The following is a 16,394-nucleotide window of genomic DNA, read 5'->3' as shown; positions in this document are numbered from 1 at the left end:
TCGTTTTCCTTTCTATTAATTCTCAGACTCAGTGTTTACACTTTTAGCTATTGTGACTGAGTAAACACCCTTAATTCACAGCTTGTCATAGTTCCGTTTCGACCAAACCAATGAAATGGAACTATGATAGCAATGAAACTGTAATCATATTTTTTAAACCACGCGTATTATTTAACCGCCCCAATCTGTCCCTGACGATATGCTTTACTATATTTTCGACAATGTTTATCTCTGCCAAGAAGTGCATAGGTTGCAAAAATCGTACCCATCATATCACGGTTCAGAGGATCCAATACTGCAGAATCCATACCTGCCTGAATAGCAAAAGCCATACAAGTTTTATTCAAAAGCGATCTTATCGGTAAACCAAATGACATATTACTAATAGCACCGGTTACATGAATAGTCGGATACGATTCCTTAATTTTTCTTATTTCCTCCGCAAAATTCAACATCGAGTTATTTGCCGTTGATAATGCCATCACACAGGGATCAATATGAATGCGATCTGGGGTTATTCCAAATTTTGCAGCTTTATCAACCATAATTTTAGTGATGTTCAATTTCGTTTCGACATCATTGGGTATGCCATTGTTATCACAGGTCAAGCCGACTACTTCCCAGCTATTCCCTTCTAATAATGGTAACAATACTTCGCATTTGTCACCTTCTTCAGAAATTGAATTGATCAAACCGGGTTTATTAGCATATTTGAAAACAGCTTCAATAACCTGTGGATTAGGGCTATCTATACCAAGAGGGGTCTCTGTTGCATCCTGAACTACTTCCATCAGCCATTTCAGGGTTTCGACTTCATATTCTGGTGCAGTACTTGCACATACATCAATAAAATGTGCTCCTGCTTCAGTTTGTTTAATCGCAAGATTTTTGATGAAATCAGCATCTCTTCTTTCGATGGCTTCTTTTACGGATGGAATCGTTCCGTTAATTTTTTCTCCAATTATGATCATGCTTTGTCTCCTTAAATTAAGCATAGAAGACAAGTAAATAGCGACTCATCTTCTATGTATTTGATTATCGTATTCTCTCAGTAATTACCGAATCACTCAACTTTTAATATAGATTTTTATGCTACCCAACCCTGGCATATTTTAACCCCTTCAGCAGCATTTGTTGTATACTGATCTGCACCAACAATCTCACAAGATTCCTTGGTAACGGGATTGCCTCCAATGATAATCTTTGAATCAATACCTTCCACTTTAATTAATTCTATTGTTTCTTTCATCGCATCAATAGCTAAAGTTAAAACGCCGCTCATTCCAATAATACAGCCCTTGTTTTCTTTTGCCGTTTTTACAAAAAGTTCTGGTGCAACGTCGATTCCGAGATCAATCACTTCAAATCCCGCTGCTTCTGACATGCTTTTAAAGATATTTTTACCTATATCATGGAGATCCCCATGGACCGTGCCAAGTATAATTGTTCCAGCAACAACCGTTTCACCACTTCCCAGAACTGGTTTCAAGACATTAATTGACTCTGTTAATAATTCTCCGGCAAAAATCAAATCGCCAACAAAATATTCGCCTTTTTCAAAAAGATCCCCAACCACTGCCATACCACTCTGGCATGCTGCAATGGCTTCTTGTGCTTCCGGCTCTGATGGATTTGAATCTATAAATTCCTTTAAAATGTCCATTACTTGTTCTTCTTCCAAATCTCCTACTGCCTGTGTTAATACTTTAAGATCTAACATATTTTTACCAATCCTTTTCTGTTTTTCGTTATTTCTTACGGTTTAATCCCTATTCATTTCAATCCAACAAGTCGCTAATACTCAACCTTCTACCATAAGTTTCTAAACTTAAAACTTTTCACTTTCCGGTAAATAACGATTTAGCATATCTTGTTGTTTTTTTGTTAATTTCGGTGCTTTATAATTTGCCAGCCGTTCCTCAACCTGTTTAGTAGCCCGCTGTCTAATGTCTCCTACTTCTTCAAATATGACGGATGGATCACCAGCCGTTTTATTGAAAATCGCCGATAAATGATGCTCATTTCGATACTCTTTTGGTGTTCTTCCGGATAGATAATTGCCTAACGGACCGGCTTTCTTTATTTCTTCAAATACTTTACTTGCGTGTGTATCGGAGATATCGATACCTTTGTTTAATCGCATCAAAATCCGGTTGACTTCTTCATCCAACACAAACTTTTCATAACTGCCCACCGCATAAGATTGTAAGATCCCGGCATTATTCAAAGCGAAATCAGATTTTCCTAGATAGGTAGTCATTAAAGTTGTCATCGTTTCCACACCAGCCTGATAGTCCGGTTTAAGCGAATCCGAACCACTTACTCCGGTTCTTACGGGCAATCCATAGTAACGTCCTAAAGCCAACGTTGACATCTGAATCAGTTGGGCTTCTGGCGAGCCAATCGCAATTGCCGTTTTTCGCATATCAGTTGGCGACGAAACTGTCCCATAAATAACCCCAACACCAGGATTAATCAATTGTGTTAATATAATACCAGCCAGAATCGTTGCATTGTCCTGAATAACTGAACCCATCAATGCTGCTGGTGCAGTAAGATTAGTCATTGAACAAGTAATAATTGTAACTGGCTGTCCTTCTTCAACAAGACCCATGATGTTATCCAGCACCTCATAAGAATACCCTAAAGGTGAAAGCGCACAACAATTTGTTAATAGTACCGGTCGATCCCAGATGTCATAGAACTCTTTATACAATTTAACAATATCTTTCGCAGCGTCCTTTAAACTTTGATTCCTAACATTTAAACTATTTGCAACGTTACCATAAGTTGGTCGATCAGAGTATTTTAGGCATAACGCCACCTGTGGAATATAAAAATTATCCTGGTTTTTGTCTAAATCTGGTGTATCATACGCTGAATTATTGACAAAGTCAGTTACATCACTGGTATGCATCAGTTTTAAGAATTTAACTACATCCGGTAGTAATGCGGCTCTGTAGGTATCATCTTCAAATAAAAACTTTGAAGGCCCGTAACAGCCAACTGTTTTTGGTTTAAAACGTTCTCCAATTGCAGTTTCTCCGGCACTCGTCGTTACAGTAAATGATTTTGGAGCTGTTGCCAATGCCTTATTTAGAAGTGCTTCATCAATTTTTACAATATTTCCTTCAACAGTTGCTCCATGCTCTCTAAATATATCAAGTGCTTCTTCACTGGCAAAAGAAATACCCACTTCTTTTAAAACTCTTAATGAATACTCATGCAACAGTTCCACATCGCGTGTAGAAACATATTTTTCATAAAAACGTCTGTTAATATACATTTCAAATAACCTCCAAGATTTTAATAAATACATGTATTTCGCAAGACAAATATACCATGCTTCCAAATCCATTGTCAACCCTGTTTTTTTGCTAAATTTAATTGAATTAATCGTCTACATTTAATAGGCTAAATTAGTTTTGTAAATAAACTCATATTCACCGCTAATTATTAAGGCGAATTTGTCAAAATACTAGCCAAATTATTCAAATCAAAAAAATGTTGACCGTTTACATTTATCGTGTTATAATTTTTGCACTAGACATGTATTTCGCAATCATGACCTAGGAGGATATTATGAAAAAATTTGGCTTTAGAAATGCGATGGTGTTTTTAATTTTAAGTGCAACGGTTGCTCTTGCATACCAATTACCGTTTTTGCGCTATACTTTTTACGATCAATTTGCGGCTGCATACCAACTTTCAAATATGGAAATCGGTATTTTGGCTTCGGCTTTAAATTTGACCTATACTCTATGCTACCCTATTGGTGGCTGGATGGCCGATAAATTTACCATGCGATTCCTAATTTCCACAACTTTGGCAGCTTTAGCGCTACTAACGTTTGCTTTTGCAATGACTACTAATTTCACAGTTCTACTCGTTATTCACATACTTTACGGATTCTTTGGCATTGCTACCTTGTGGTCTGCTTATCTGAAAGGGATTCGAAATTTAGCAAATAAGGAGAACCAAAGTAAAATGTTTGGTAGTAGCGAAGCTTTGCGGGGTGTCATTCAAACGATCATGGGTTTTGCGTTCCTTGCTATCGTTGGTTTAGCCGCCACTGAAGCTGCTGGAATGAAGGTGCTATTTCTCTTTGGTGCCGGGGTATGTGCAATGTTTTTTGTGCTGGCCTTGTTTTTTCTTCCAAAAACAGACATTAAACACGAAGAACATGCAACAACTAGCGAAACCAAATATCGAATTATCGATGTGCTAAAAAATAAAGGTGTCTGGGTCACAATCCTTGTCATTATGTTCTCTTATTTCACATGGGCTCTAGGCAACGCATATATGACAACCTACACCGTACAAGTCTTAAATATTTCAACAACTGCAGCTAGCGCCATCGGAATCGTAAGAAGCTATATCATTGTGTTGTTGGCAGGAGTAATAGGTGGATTCGTTATGGATAAGTTTACATTCAAAGGAAAAGGATTTGTCATCCTTTTTATAGCGATCATCGCAGCTATCATTGGCGTTTTAACAACAGCTAAAATAGTTGCATTAAGTGTCTTCTTAACCTTAGTAATTGCATTCTTGGCTAACGTCTTGAAATCAACCTATTGGTCTGTAATGGACCAGGCAGGTATTCCCATTGGAATGACCGGAATGGCTACAGGCATTATTTCATTTATCGCTTTTCTGCCAGATGCATTTTACGGTCCAATTCTTGGCAAGTGGTTAGATGATGCAAAGGCCGCCGGAGATATTGCCGCTGGCTTCAATCAAATTTTCATCCTGTTAGTTGTATGTGGTATTCTAGGGGTTCTTTCATCTATTTTACTAATTAAACGTACAAAAGAAGTTAAACGATTAGAAGAGCAAGCGTCTTAAAAAACGCTTACAATTAAATCAATACCAGCAAATAAAACGTTTTTTCTACTATTACCATTAATTAAGTTTAGGAAATCAAGCAAACACTATTTATTTTTAACCTGCTTCTAATTGTTATATTGAATGTGGATATAACAAGTTTTTCATTCATTCTCTAATTAAATATTAAATAAACACTAAGCACCCCAAGTTAAATTGAGGTGCTTTATATAAAAAAAGCGTTTAACAGAATAATATCTGTTAAACGCTTTTTTTGTTAACCCATCAAGCCCGGATATAAGGGATACTTTTCGGTTAAAAAGGCGACTTTTTCAAGCGCCAGTTCCATGTCTTTTTTAATCAGTGCCGCTTCGATTGCATCCGCTACCACTTCCATGTCTGCTTCAACCAGACCCCGGGTAGTAATGGCTGGCGTCCCAACACGGATTCCGCTGGTGACAAAAGGACTTTCCTTATCATAAGGAATGGCGTTTTTATTGGCGGTGATATTGACTTTCCCAAGGGTGTCATCGGCTTCTTTTCCGGTTAAGCCAACCTTGCTCACATCTAGTAGCATCAGGTGATTATCGGTTCCGCCGGAAACAATCCGAAATCCCCGATTTTCAAGGGCCGCTGCCAATACTTTGGCATTCTTGACCACTTGTTCCTGGTAGGCCTTAAATTCTGGTGTTGCTGCTTCTTTAAAGGCTATCGCCTTAGCTGCGATCATATGCTCCAGGGGACCGCCCTGCGTTCCCGGAAACACGCCCTTATCGATGAGTTTGGCATATTCTTTTTTACATAAAATAATGCCCCCTCTTGGACCTCGCAAGGTTTTGTGAGTGGTGGTGGTGACAAAGTCCGCATAAGGCACGGGACTTTGATGCTGTCCGGCGGCAACCAGACCGGCAATATGAGCCATATCCACCATCAGAAAACAACCGGCGGCTTTGGTCATCTTTGAAATGCGTTCAAAGTCAATAGCTCGGGGATAAGAACTGGCTCCCACGACCACCAGTTTGGGCTGATGTTCTTTAATCAGTTTTTCTATTTCATCATAATCGATGGTTTCTGTTACCTGATCTACACCATAAGAGATAAAATTATAATATTTACCTGATAGATTCGCCGGACTGCCATGGGTTAAATGACCGCCCTGATCCAAACGCATCCCTAAAACGGTATCGCCGGGTTCTAAAATCCCCATATATACAGCAGTATTGGCCTGAGCACCAGAATGGGGCTGGACATTAGCATGTTCGGCACCAAAAAGTGCTTTGGCCCGATCGATGGCAACCTGCTCAATGGTATCCACATGAACACAGCCGCCATAAAAGCGGTGTCCTGGGGTACCTTCAGCGTATTTATTGGTTAAATGGCTTCCCATAGCGATCATTACTGCGTCTGACACGAAGTTTTCAGAGGCGATGAGCTCTAAATGACTTTGTTGTCGATGCAATTCCTTTTCCATGAGTTCATAAATCTCAGGATCTGCAACTTTTACTTCTTCAAAAAACATAAATTCCTCCATAAAACTCTAGTAGTCATTTCGCCGATTTGAAAGCCTTTCGAGGGAAGCTGCAATACTTTTTAAATAGATCGATATTTCTTCAATTTTCACTTTGAAATAAAAAACAAACATAATGCCTGACATCAAAAAAAAGATCAGTAATACCGGGATGATACTCCAGGCCACTCCGGCCATACTATTTATAAATTCATTCATATTGTCCTCCATTAGGCGACTGTCTTCATCTGAAAGACACTTGTGCGGCAATAACATTTACTATTGTAACACTAAATTCTGATAATGCAAGTCGCATTCCATCATTTTTTTATGATTATTCTATCTCCGGAAAAATTTAAGGTATCTTTCGCTCAATGGTTTCCGTTACCGCAATTTTCATGTTTTTTTGTGTTGTTTTAGCGATGATCTTGATACTCCGGTCTAATCAATCCACCACTTCAATGACATCTCCGGCTTTGATGGTACCACCTTCTAAGATAATGGTAAAGATTCCCTCTCGTGGCATCACGCAATCCCCAACCTGCTGGGCAATTTCGCATCCGGCATGACATTCTTTGCCGATCTGGGTAACTTCCTGAAGCGTTTCTCCGATTTTTAACTTCGTTCCCACCGGGAGTTCATAAACACAAATTCCTTCGGTGGTGATGTTTTCGGCAAAATTTCCGGCACATAGTCCCGCCGCACCCATGGCGATCATCTTATCAATGCTCTCCTGGCCGAGAAGGCTGACCTGCCGATGCCAATTACCGGCATGGGCATCGCCGTCCAGACCAAAATCCTTAATAAAAATTCCAATTGGAATCGGTTTTTTCATGACACCTTTTTTCTCACTGATATTAATTGCAATTACTTTTCCACTCATGTTGTTTCTCCTGTTTTTTATTGATGATTGGGATTAATAAACTCGCCGGATTTGCCCCCGGTTTTCTTAGCCAGATAGATCGATTCAATGGTCATCTCTTTGTCAACCGCCTTGCACATGTCATAGATGGTCAGGGCGGCCACTGAAACCGCCATTAACGCCTCCATTTCCACTCCGGTCTGGCCGCTGTTTTTAACCGTTGCTTCAATTAGAATCCGGGAATTAACCTCATCGATTTTAAAATCAATGTCACTGCCGGAAATAAAAATATTATGACACATCGGGATCAGGTCGGCCGTCCGCTTAACACCCATAATTCCGGCAATTTGGGCCACACCCAACACATCCCCTTTTTTCATCTGCCCATCAATTATCTTTTGCAGAGTCTCTTTTTTCATCGTGATAGCCCCTTTGGCAACAGCCACCCGGGTGGTGCTTTTTTTCTCGCTGACGTCCACCATTTTGCTGCGACCAGCGTCATTAAAATGGGTGAACTCTAAAATTTCTTTGTCCATGTCATCCTCCAATTTCGTTCATATTTCTGCGCAACTGTTTTTCATGTTCGTTGATATGGTGCCTTTCCGGTTTTTCATTAATCGCCTGGAGTAAAATTTCCTGATAGCTTTTTCCTTCTTCTCGTAATGCGATAACATCAATCTCATTGTCTGAATGAAGACAGGGCTTGATCTTACCGTCGGTAGTTACCCGAATCCGATTGCATTCACTGCAAAAATGTTTACTAATAGGGTTAATGAGTCCCACTCTGCCTTTGGCACCGGGTAGCTGATAATATTCCGCCGGTCCGGTTTTATCCGGTTCCAGAAGTGGCATTAATGCAGGCATTTTTTTTAACACCTCATCGTTGGAGAGATATTTGTTTTCTGCAAAATCACTGGATTCACCCAAGGGCATTAGTTCAATAAACCGCACATCAACCGCTTCATTTTTGGTGTAATTCACAAAGGTCTCAATTTCATTATCATTGAAATCCTTAATCAGCACTGTGTTGATTTTTATTGGATCCATCCCTACTGCCTTGGCCGCGGCAATCCCCGCAAAAACATCTTCTAAATGACCCCACCGGGTAATTTCATGAAACTTAACTGGATCAAAGGTATCCAGACTGATATTCACCCGGTTTAAGCCGGCTTTCTTTAAATCTTTGGCGTATTTAGGCAAGAGAATCCCATTGGTGGTCATGGTCAGATCATCAATTCCGGGAATTTCACCGATTCGGCTAACTAGATCAACAATCCCATGACGCACAAGTGGTTCCCCGCCGGTTAACCGAATCTTGTTGACCCCCAGTGAAACCCCGGCTTTGATGAGATTCAGAATTTCTTCAAAGGACAGATTTTTCTGATGGGGATGTTTCACAATCCCTTCTTCAGGCATACAGTAAACACATCTTAAATTACATAAATCGGTGATCGAGATACGCATGTAATTTATTTTTCTTCCATAATAATCCTTCATCTGCTTCCCGCTTTCTCCCTTGTGATGTCTAGGGTTTAACAATTTCTCCCGGCTGTATTATTTCATATCCCCCCAGCTGCATAAGGGCTTCTTTAAATTCCTGGGATTTAAGCACATTGATGAATATCTGCACCCGGGGATCCCCCAGATTCTCTTTTAAAATTACAAAATCGTAGTCTTCATCGCCGATCGGGATAAAATCCAGTTCCATCATATTGGCGGCCGATAAAACCCCGATACCGACGTCGCAGGAACCGGATTTCACGGCCGAAGCGACCATCATATGGGTGTTCATTTCCCGTGTATAACCCAACACCTGACTATTATCAATCTTATTTTCTTTTAATAAATAATCCAACAGCACCCGGGTTCCTGAACCCCGTTGGCGGTTAACAAAGCTTAAATCGGTCCGGATCAGATCCCCAATTCCCTGAATATTCTTTGGATTGCCTTTGGGGATAATCATTCCCTGGGTTCGTTTGACACCTTTAATCAGCTCTACCGCTTCGTCAGCCAGATAGCGTTTTATATAGGAGCAATTATAAACCCCGGTTTCCTCATCGAGCAGATGGATCGGTGCAATATGGCACTCCCTTTTTTTGATCGCCATAATCCCGCCCAGACTACCCACATGAGCTGAAGACAGGTTCACCAGTTGCTTATTCTTATGGATAATATTGGCGACGATATCCATTAACACATCGTGACTGCCAATGGAAACCAGGGTATTTTCTATTTCTTCCCGGCGACGCATGAGAATCAGCTCGACCTCTTCCCCGGCTTCATAGCCTTCTACATTTTTGGGAATTTTTAAAATCCCGTCAGCATTCACCAGCGACATCGTGACACCGGCGCCGCGATCCAGTGGTGTTGCTATGAATCGCTGGTTCACCCGGCCACATTTCATCCGCACAAACTCCAGGTATTTTAGCGATGACATCAGCCGTTTGGACAGTATCGCTTTAATGGTAACACCTTCTGTTGTGGTCTGATGGTTAAAGGCCAGAATCACCGGCTTGACAAAGCTTTCAAAGACAAAGTAGGCGGAAACCGGATAGCCGGGAATGCCAATTACCGGTTTTCCCTGAACGATTCCCAAAACGACTGGTTTTCCCGGTTTAATGGCCACCCCATGAACCACCACTTCACCCAGTTCTTCGATCAGCTTGCGGGTATAGTCTTCGGTTCCGGCCGAAGAACCGGCCGAGATCAGCACCATATCGTTTTCATCCACGGCCTTAACGATCGCGTTTTTAATTAGCTCATAGTCATCTCGAACGGTTTGATAGCGCTTGGCTTCACCGCCGTATTCTTCCGCCAACCCGACAAACATATGGGTATTGGAGTCGATTATTTTTCCCACTGCCATGGCCGCTCCGGCTTCCACCAGTTCGGTACCAGTGGGAATAATCCCCACCCGCGGTTTGACCAAGACCTCAATTTCAGTAATACCGCCAGCTAAAAGGGCACCTAAATCGATCGGACGAACCCGATGAAAGGCCGGGATAATCAGTTCTCCGGCAACGATATCTTCACCAATCGGACGGACATGCTGCCACAGCGAAACCGGACTGTTGATGCTGACTTCATTATCACTTTTAATGATGACATCTTCAATCATCACCACCGCATTATAGGGATCAGCAATCACATCCCCGGTATCGACAAAATTAAAATCGGTCCCTTTTATCAGGGTCCGGGGATGACGTTCATCCACGCCAATCATCTCCATCGCTTCCACACAGATGCCATCCATTGCTGAGGCATTATAATAAGGAGACGAAATTTTCGCAAAAACAGGCTCTTTCGTCACCCATCCCAGGGCTTCGATCACTGGCAACAAGCGGCCTTTTTGCGGCCCTTTTTCAAAAGATAAAAAGGCCAGATATTTGGCCACCGCCACATCCAGATCTTCATTTTTTAAATATAAATTCCGTTCATCTTTTTTTCCGGTATTTTCGGTATTCATTCTCTCCTCCAGTTCTGATGCAAGTAACGCATAAGCTTTCTAAAATAGGGTCACTTCAACCCGGTCTCCGGCATTTTTCCCTTCTTCGTTTTCGGTTATTTCAATGTATCCGTCCGAATAGGATAACAGCGTAATCATCCCGGATTTGCCGTGAGTTGGCCGAATTTCAATGTCCTTTTCGGTTTTTTTAATGGCCACCGTCTGGAAGGTCCGTCGTCCTGGTGATGCGTGGATGTTTTCCATCAAAACCCCCTGGATGGTTTGGTTGTTAAAAGAATCCTGATCATAGTAGCGTTTCATAAATTCCTGAAGTACAATCATCAGTACCATAATAGCGGCTGCCGGCTGTCCGGGTAAGCCGATTACCGGTTTTTGCAAAACACTTCCCAAGATTGTCGGTTTTCCCGGTTTAACGGCCAGACCATGAAGAAGCACCTCGCCCAGTCCATCGATGACCTGAACGGTATAATCTTTTTCGCCCATCGAACTGCCACCAGAAAGAATGACCATATCACCGTTTTTTATTCCGAGCTCCACGGCTTTGCGAATCTCCTCCTGGTCATCTCTGGCATAAGCGGTCGAAATGACATCAGCACCCAAGCGTTTTGCCACTGCTGCCAAGGCTGGTGTGTTGATATCGATCACTTCCCCTGGCTTCGGCGTTTCTCCGGGCCGAATAATTTCATCCCCGGTCGAAATAATACTGAGTCGGGGACGCTTGTAAACCTCAACTTGTAAATAGCCCAAGGCCGATAAAACACCGATATCCTGGGGTCTTAAGAGATGTCCTCGGGAAAAAACCAGTTCCCCATTTCTGATATCATCACCAATGCGCATCATATTCTCATTGGCACCCGCATTGGTGTAAATGGCCAAATCTTTTTCACCCAGTTTTTCGGTATATTCAATCATGATCATGGCTTCAGTGCCGGCGGGCACCATGCCACCGGTAGGAACGTAAAGGGTTTCACCCTGATTAAGACTTTCAGTCGTTTCTTTGCCCATCTGGACTTCCCCGACAATTCTTAAAAACCCCGGTATAGCACTTCCCGCACCCTGAACATCGGTTAGCTTGACCGCATAACCATCCACCACTGATCGATCAAAGTGTGGGACATCCATGGTTGATACGATATCCGCTGACAATACCCGGCCTAATCCAGCGCTTAAATCAATGGTTTCTTTCTCTAAAGTTAATGCTCTAAATGTCTCTTTGATGATGTTTTTCATTTCATCAATAGTTTTTACCTTCAGCAACTCCATTTTTTCTCCTTACCGATCAATTTTTTTGTCTTCTTTCTATTCTAACGATTATTGTAAAAAAAAACAATATCATTCAGGACTTTAATTATTCGTTAAAAATTGTTATACTGATGTTAAATGTTAGATTGGGATACGAGGAGGTGGCACAATGTCACGTTATGAACGGAATTTTCCAGCTTTTTCCGAAGAAGACTTTGAACGCATCCAGCATGCAACGGTTTGTGTGGTGGGCTGCGGTGGTTTGGGTGGCTATATTATTGAGATGCTGGCCCGGGTCGGGATCGGTTCCCTTATTTTGATTGATGGTGATGTTTTTGAGGACTCCAACCAGAACCGCCAGATTTTTGCCACTGAAAAAAATCTGGGTACGCCCAAAGCCAAAGCCGCGGCAGCCCGGGTCAAGTTAATTAATAAAGAAGTGACGACGACCTGTTATCATGATTTTCTCAATGAGGACAACGGTTTGGCTCTGATCGGCGAGGCCGATCTGGTGGTGGATGCTTTGGATAATGTTCCCGCCCGGCTTACCCTGCAGACTTTATGCAAAGAAAAAAATATTCCCCTGATCCACGGCGCCATTGGTGGCTGGTTCGCCCAGGTAACCACGGTGTTTCCGGAAGATGATACCCTGTCCCGGCTCTATGCCGGTGAAAAAGAATATGACTCCAAAGCCTTGGGAAACCCTTCCTTTACTCCAGCCCTGGCTGCTTCGCTGGAAGTTTCCGAAGCCTTAAAAGTGCTCACCGGGAAGGAAGAAATACTGCGGAACAAGCTTTTGTATATTGATTTACTCGCCAACGACTTTTTTACATTTAATATTTAGGAGGACCTTATGTATAAAACTGGAATAATGACCTTAAGCGATCTGGGCTCAAAGGGCCAACGGGAAGACAAAAGCGGCCCGATGATTCATGCTATGCTTGCAGAGACCAACCTTTACGAGGTGGTCAAAACCATCATCCTGCCGGATGATCTGGAATCGATCAAAACAGCCCTGATGGTCTGGGCTGATGAGGATCATCTGGATCTGATTCTGACCACTGGTGGCACCGGATTTTCTGGGCGGGACTGGACCCCGGAAGCCACCATTGCCGTCTGCGACCGCTTAACTCCCGGAATCCCGGAAGCAATGCGCTACCACAGCATGCAGATCACCCCGAAAGCAATGCTCAGCCGCAGTGCTGCCGGCATCCGCAAGCAAACCCTGATCATTAACCTCCCCGGTAGCCCCAAAGCAGTTAAAGAAAACCTCGAAGCCGTTCTACCGGCGCTGGACCACGGTCTGCAGATGCTCTTGAGCAGCGGTTCCGCCAATTGCGCCGAACCCATCAAGTGACCTCGAAACCACGATTCCGCTTCGCTCCATCTTTGGTTCGTGAGCAGTCGCCAACTACAAGCAAGCTTGTGATTGGCTCGTTGCCTTCACGCAAAAAAGCGTATCTCACCAAAAGGAGAGATACGCTTTGTGTTCAGATTAACAGATAAGCCAGTACCGACAATTGTTACATCATGTTGTATGCATCGGAGCGGACACGGCATAGCCTGTCCGATTCTGCGCATTGGCAACGAGCCAATCACAAGTGAGCTTGTAGTTGGCGACTGCCTGCGACCAATGCGAAAAGAGCAAAGCGAATTTCGCATGGTGCAGCGAACAACAGATTAACAATTGGTCGGTACGGTAGTATTCCTCGCACCTGATTTTACTGCATCTTTTTACTAAAGTTCCATCCCATTAAGGATATCACGCAATTGGACCAGCTCATCGACAGTCAATGTGATCCCCTTACGCATTTTTTCGTGATCAGCATTCCAATCCCGAATATCATACTTGGGGTCCCGTTCATTCCAGCTCACCAGATTCAATTCTTTCTGCCATCCACTGGGTAATTCGCTGAGAACACCAATTTCTTCTACAACCTTAAATATTATCGCCATTTTAACCTCACCTTATAATAATTCATCGAGTTTACCACTAAACTCAATCTCTTTCAGTTCCGAAAAGCCACCAACAAATGTCTCCCCAATAAAGACAAAAGGCACCGTATAATGACTAGTCTGACTCTGCAATTGACGACGGGTCTGCGCATCATTGTAAATATCAATTTCCACATACTTCAACCCCTTATCATCCAGGAGTTGTTTTGCGGCTCTGCAATAGGGACAGTGGGCCCAAGTATATAATTTAATTTCTTTCATTTTTCAGGTCACCTTCCTTTTTAAAAGTTCTTGACACAAACGTATTCTTTCATTTTAACCCTTATTTCCCAAGTGTCAACAAATAATTCTTAAATAATTGTAGAATTATTCGATCAATTATCGTATTATTAATCTATTAAACGTTAAAAGGAGATTACCATGCAAAATGTAACGATAGTGGATCATCCACTTGTCATGCACAAATTAACTCACCTTCGCAAGATGGAAACCCCTTCCCGGGAGTTTCGAGAATTGGTGAAGGAACTATCCAGTCTGATGGCCTGGGAGGTGACCAAACATTTTCCGCTTAAAGAAATTGAAATTGAAACCCCCATTTGCAAAACCACCCAAAAAGTTCTGGCCGAAAAAGATGTCGTCATTGTCCCTATTCTACGGGCAGGTTTGGGAATGGTTGAAGGCTTCACAAATATTATTCCCAAAGCTAAAATCGGTCACATCGGACTGTACCGTGACCCTGAAACCCTCCAGGCGGTGGAATACTACAAAAAACTACCTTCTGATATTGCTGAAAGAGAAGCCATTATAGTCGATCCGATGCTGGCCACCGGGGTTTCTGTGATTCATACCATACGCCTTTTAAAAGAAGCCCACTGCCCCAATATCAAGGTCGTTCATATTCTGGCCTGCCCGGAAGGTGTCAAAGCCGTCACCAATGCTTATCCTGAAATCCCCATTTTTTGTGCCGCCATTGATGATCACTTAAACGACCATGCTTACATTGTACCCGGTTTAGGTGATGCCGGTGACCGACTTTTTGGTACAAAATAAAAAATCATTTCCAGGTTATTACACCGAGGCCAATCGCGTCTTCTCTTAAGTTACCTGGAATCCAAACAGCGGAGGTTACCATGCAACAGTCACGCTACAACTTATTTACCGCCATCGCTCTTATTGTTGGCGTCGTTATCGGGTCTGGTATTTTTTTTAAAAGCGATAATATTCTCATTGCCACTGGTGGCAGTGTTGTTTTAGGTATTCTGGTCTTTGTTGTCGCCGCCATCAGCATTGTTTTTGGTTGTTTAACCATCGCTGAACTGGCTGCTCGAACAGATCATCCCGGTGGGGTCCTTACTTATGCCAAAGAATTTATCAGCCCCAGCATGGGTTCAGCCTATGGCTGGTTTCAGACCTTTATCTATTTACCCACCATCACGGCTATTCTGGCTTGGGTTTCCGGTATTTACTTTTGTATTCTCTTTAATGTGAATCAAACCCTGGAAATTCAAATATTAGCGGGCGTCGGGTGTTTTTTTGTGCTCTTTGCCACCAATATTTTTTCAGCTAAAATTGGCGGTTATTTTCAAAGTGCTGCGATGGTCATTAAACTGATCCCCCTGGTAATCATCGGTTTTGCCGGTCTGTTATTCGGTGGCACCGGAGAGCACTTTACCAGTACTGCGGTTTCGGAAATCGCTTCCACCGGCTGGATTGGAGCCATTGCACCGATTGCCTTTTCCTTTGACGGTTGGATTATTTCCACCTCAGTAGCCTATGAAATTAAAAACAGCAAGCGCAATCTACCCCTGGCACTAGTTATCAGTCCGTTGATTATTCTGGTTCTCTACATTGTTTACTTTGTGGGAATCTCTAATCTGGTGGGTCCAGCCGAAATTATGAATGTCGGAGATGCCCATCTTGATTTTGCAGCGACTATGATTTTTGGACCCAGCGGCGCAAAAATACTGATGCTATTTGTTTTTATCTCTGTCCTGGGAACCCTCAATGGCCTGGTGATGGCGATGATCCGGATGCCCTATGCTTTGGGACTCGATCAAATGATCCCCAAATCCAGAGCGATGACCACGATCTCACCACGATTTGATTTCCCGGTGAATTCAGCTGTTTTTGCCTTGATCATCGTGATTTTTTGGTTAGCTGTTCACTATTTTTCTCAAAAATATACCCTGTTCCCGAATTCTGACATTTCAGAAATCGCCATTGTGACCAGTTATCTGCTCTACCTCGGCCTTTATTACAAGGTTTTTATTTTATGGAAAAAGAAGGAAATAAAAAGCGTCTTCAGAGGACTGATTTGTCCAATCCTGGCTTCTATCGGTTCCTTGATTATTTTCTCTGGCGGAATCCAAAATCCCCTGTTTGGGCTTTATTTTGCTATTTGCGCCGTTGTTTTTGGGGCCGGTTATAGCTACTACCGTTATTATGTTATAAAAAAATAATTATTTTTTTATTTCAGGGTTAAACCGCATTGTTTGGGTATATAAGTTATATAGCTTTTCTCCTCAAAGCATATTATT

At 42.4% G+C, this 16,394-nt stretch carries 17 protein-coding genes; 5 read left to right on the top strand and 12 right to left on the bottom strand.

From position 1 onward, the window contains the following. Positions 1 to 167 precede the first annotated feature (167 nt). The 3 genes from U2P91_RS08405 to U2P91_RS08395 all read right to left on the bottom strand — a co-directional run bounded on the left by U2P91_RS08405 (position 168) and on the right by U2P91_RS08395 (position 3,286). Complete coding sequence (locus U2P91_RS08405; protein ID WP_111889494.1) at positions 168 to 971, bottom strand: methyltetrahydrofolate cobalamin methyltransferase; 804 nt, start codon at positions 969 to 971, stop codon at positions 168 to 170. 116 nt (positions 972 to 1,087) lie between these two features. Next, a complete protein-coding gene (locus U2P91_RS08400; protein ID WP_111889493.1) occupies positions 1,088 to 1,720 on the bottom strand; it encodes a cobalamin B12-binding domain-containing protein in 633 nt (210 codons plus the stop codon). 108 nt (positions 1,721 to 1,828) lie between these two features. After that, positions 1,829 to 3,286 (bottom strand): trimethylamine methyltransferase family protein, encoded by a 1,458-nt coding sequence (locus tag U2P91_RS08395; RefSeq protein ID WP_111889492.1) that lies wholly within the window; start codon positions 3,284 to 3,286, stop codon positions 1,829 to 1,831. Between the two features lie 296 nt (positions 3,287 to 3,582). Here U2P91_RS08395 and U2P91_RS08390 point away from each other — a divergent pair, with 296 nt between their 5' ends. Further along, a complete protein-coding gene (locus U2P91_RS08390; protein ID WP_111889491.1) occupies positions 3,583 to 4,845 on the top strand; it encodes an MFS transporter in 1,263 nt (420 codons plus the stop codon). 256 nt (positions 4,846 to 5,101) lie between these two features. On the opposite strand, the gene glyA is transcribed toward U2P91_RS08390, so the two are convergent. The 7 genes from glyA to glp form a co-directional block, all read right to left on the bottom strand. Continuing rightward, complete coding sequence (glyA, locus tag U2P91_RS08385; RefSeq protein ID WP_111889490.1) at positions 5,102 to 6,343, bottom strand: serine hydroxymethyltransferase; 1,242 nt, start codon at positions 6,341 to 6,343, stop codon at positions 5,102 to 5,104. Positions 6,344 to 6,361: 18 nt separating this feature from the next. Continuing rightward, on the bottom strand, positions 6,362 to 6,550 hold the full coding sequence (locus tag U2P91_RS08380; RefSeq protein ID WP_111889489.1) for a hypothetical protein: 189 nt from the start codon (positions 6,548 to 6,550) through the stop codon (positions 6,362 to 6,364). Positions 6,551 to 6,776: 226 nt separating this feature from the next. Then, positions 6,777 to 7,214, bottom strand: coding sequence for an MOSC domain-containing protein (locus U2P91_RS08375; RefSeq protein WP_111889488.1), 438 nt, complete (start codon positions 7,212 to 7,214; stop codon positions 6,777 to 6,779). 17 nt (positions 7,215 to 7,231) lie between these two features. Beyond that, entirely contained in the window at positions 7,232 to 7,729 is a 498-nt protein-coding gene (gene moaC / locus U2P91_RS08370) for a cyclic pyranopterin monophosphate synthase MoaC (RefSeq protein ID WP_111889487.1), read from the bottom strand. Between the two features lies 1 nt (position 7,730). After that, on the bottom strand, positions 7,731 to 8,690 hold the full coding sequence (gene moaA, locus U2P91_RS08365; RefSeq protein WP_111889486.1) for a GTP 3',8-cyclase MoaA: 960 nt from the start codon (positions 8,688 to 8,690) through the stop codon (positions 7,731 to 7,733). A gap of 28 nt (positions 8,691 to 8,718) precedes the next feature. Continuing rightward, positions 8,719 to 10,659, bottom strand: coding sequence for a molybdopterin biosynthesis protein (locus tag U2P91_RS08360; protein ID WP_111889485.1), 1,941 nt, complete (start codon positions 10,657 to 10,659; stop codon positions 8,719 to 8,721). Positions 10,660 to 10,698: 39 nt separating this feature from the next. After that, positions 10,699 to 11,922, bottom strand: coding sequence for a gephyrin-like molybdotransferase Glp (gene glp / locus U2P91_RS08355; RefSeq protein ID WP_111889484.1), 1,224 nt, complete (start codon positions 11,920 to 11,922; stop codon positions 10,699 to 10,701). 148 nt (positions 11,923 to 12,070) lie between these two features. Here glp and U2P91_RS08350 point away from each other — a divergent pair, with 148 nt between their 5' ends. Next, entirely contained in the window at positions 12,071 to 12,745 is a 675-nt protein-coding gene (locus tag U2P91_RS08350) for a HesA/MoeB/ThiF family protein (protein ID WP_111889483.1), read from the top strand. 9 nt (positions 12,746 to 12,754) lie between these two features. Next, entirely contained in the window at positions 12,755 to 13,258 is a 504-nt protein-coding gene (locus U2P91_RS08345; RefSeq protein ID WP_111889482.1) for a MogA/MoaB family molybdenum cofactor biosynthesis protein, read from the top strand. A gap of 380 nt (positions 13,259 to 13,638) precedes the next feature. Here U2P91_RS08345 and U2P91_RS08340 read toward each other — a convergent pair whose 3' ends face one another. Further along, entirely contained in the window at positions 13,639 to 13,857 is a 219-nt protein-coding gene (locus tag U2P91_RS08340; protein WP_111889481.1) for a YdbC family protein, read from the bottom strand. Positions 13,858 to 13,869: 12 nt separating this feature from the next. Next, positions 13,870 to 14,118: a glutaredoxin family protein gene (locus U2P91_RS08335; RefSeq protein WP_111889480.1), complete on the bottom strand. Its 249-nt coding sequence runs from the start codon at positions 14,116 to 14,118 to the stop codon at positions 13,870 to 13,872. Positions 14,119 to 14,277: 159 nt separating this feature from the next. Between U2P91_RS08335 and upp the strand changes: the two genes are divergently transcribed. Together upp and U2P91_RS08325 are read left to right on the top strand one after the other, a co-directional pair. Then, the gene (gene upp / locus U2P91_RS08330) at positions 14,278 to 14,907 is read left to right on the top strand and encodes a uracil phosphoribosyltransferase (RefSeq protein WP_111889479.1); all 630 of its coding nucleotides are present in this window, start codon (positions 14,278 to 14,280) and stop codon (positions 14,905 to 14,907) included. Between the two features lie 80 nt (positions 14,908 to 14,987). Then, positions 14,988 to 16,316: an APC family permease gene (locus U2P91_RS08325; RefSeq protein ID WP_111889478.1), complete on the top strand. Its 1,329-nt coding sequence runs from the start codon at positions 14,988 to 14,990 to the stop codon at positions 16,314 to 16,316. Positions 16,317 to 16,394: the final 78 nt, after the last annotated feature.

Source organism: Acetobacterium sp. K1/6, from assembly GCF_034438075.1.
In the GTDB taxonomy this organism is placed as follows: domain Bacteria; phylum Bacillota; class Clostridia; order Eubacteriales; family Eubacteriaceae; genus Acetobacterium; species Acetobacterium carbinolicum.
The sequence above is the reverse complement of the archived record's forward strand: the minus strand, read 5'-3'. Positions and strand labels throughout refer to the sequence as shown.

Coding starts and splice junctions, on each gene's coding strand:
- U2P91_RS08345 (WP_111889482.1), top strand. CDS start 12,755: ATGTATAAAACTGGAATAATGACCTTAAGCGATCTGGGCTCAAAGGGC.
- U2P91_RS08405 (WP_111889494.1), bottom strand. CDS start 971: ATGATCATAATTGGAGAAAAAATTAACGGAACGATTCCATCCGTAAAA.
- U2P91_RS08390 (WP_111889491.1), top strand. CDS start 3,583: ATGAAAAAATTTGGCTTTAGAAATGCGATGGTGTTTTTAATTTTAAGT.
- upp (WP_111889479.1), top strand. CDS start 14,278: ATGCAAAATGTAACGATAGTGGATCATCCACTTGTCATGCACAAATTA.
- U2P91_RS08335 (WP_111889480.1), bottom strand. CDS start 14,118: ATGAAAGAAATTAAATTATATACTTGGGCCCACTGTCCCTATTGCAGA.
- U2P91_RS08400 (WP_111889493.1), bottom strand. CDS start 1,720: ATGTTAGATCTTAAAGTATTAACACAGGCAGTAGGAGATTTGGAAGAA.
- U2P91_RS08325 (WP_111889478.1), top strand. CDS start 14,988: ATGCAACAGTCACGCTACAACTTATTTACCGCCATCGCTCTTATTGTT.
- glp (WP_111889484.1), bottom strand. CDS start 11,922: ATGGAGTTGCTGAAGGTAAAAACTATTGATGAAATGAAAAACATCATC.
- U2P91_RS08375 (WP_111889488.1), bottom strand. CDS start 7,214: ATGAGTGGAAAAGTAATTGCAATTAATATCAGTGAGAAAAAAGGTGTC.
- moaA (WP_111889486.1), bottom strand. CDS start 8,690: ATGAAGGATTATTATGGAAGAAAAATAAATTACATGCGTATCTCGATC.
- U2P91_RS08380 (WP_111889489.1), bottom strand. CDS start 6,550: ATGAATGAATTTATAAATAGTATGGCCGGAGTGGCCTGGAGTATCATC.
- glyA (WP_111889490.1), bottom strand. CDS start 6,343: ATGTTTTTTGAAGAAGTAAAAGTTGCAGATCCTGAGATTTATGAACTC.
- moaC (WP_111889487.1), bottom strand. CDS start 7,729: ATGGACAAAGAAATTTTAGAGTTCACCCATTTTAATGACGCTGGTCGC.
- U2P91_RS08340 (WP_111889481.1), bottom strand. CDS start 13,857: ATGGCGATAATATTTAAGGTTGTAGAAGAAATTGGTGTTCTCAGCGAA.
- U2P91_RS08395 (WP_111889492.1), bottom strand. CDS start 3,286: ATGTATATTAACAGACGTTTTTATGAAAAATATGTTTCTACACGCGAT.
- U2P91_RS08360 (WP_111889485.1), bottom strand. CDS start 10,659: ATGAATACCGAAAATACCGGAAAAAAAGATGAACGGAATTTATATTTA.
- U2P91_RS08350 (WP_111889483.1), top strand. CDS start 12,071: ATGTCACGTTATGAACGGAATTTTCCAGCTTTTTCCGAAGAAGACTTT.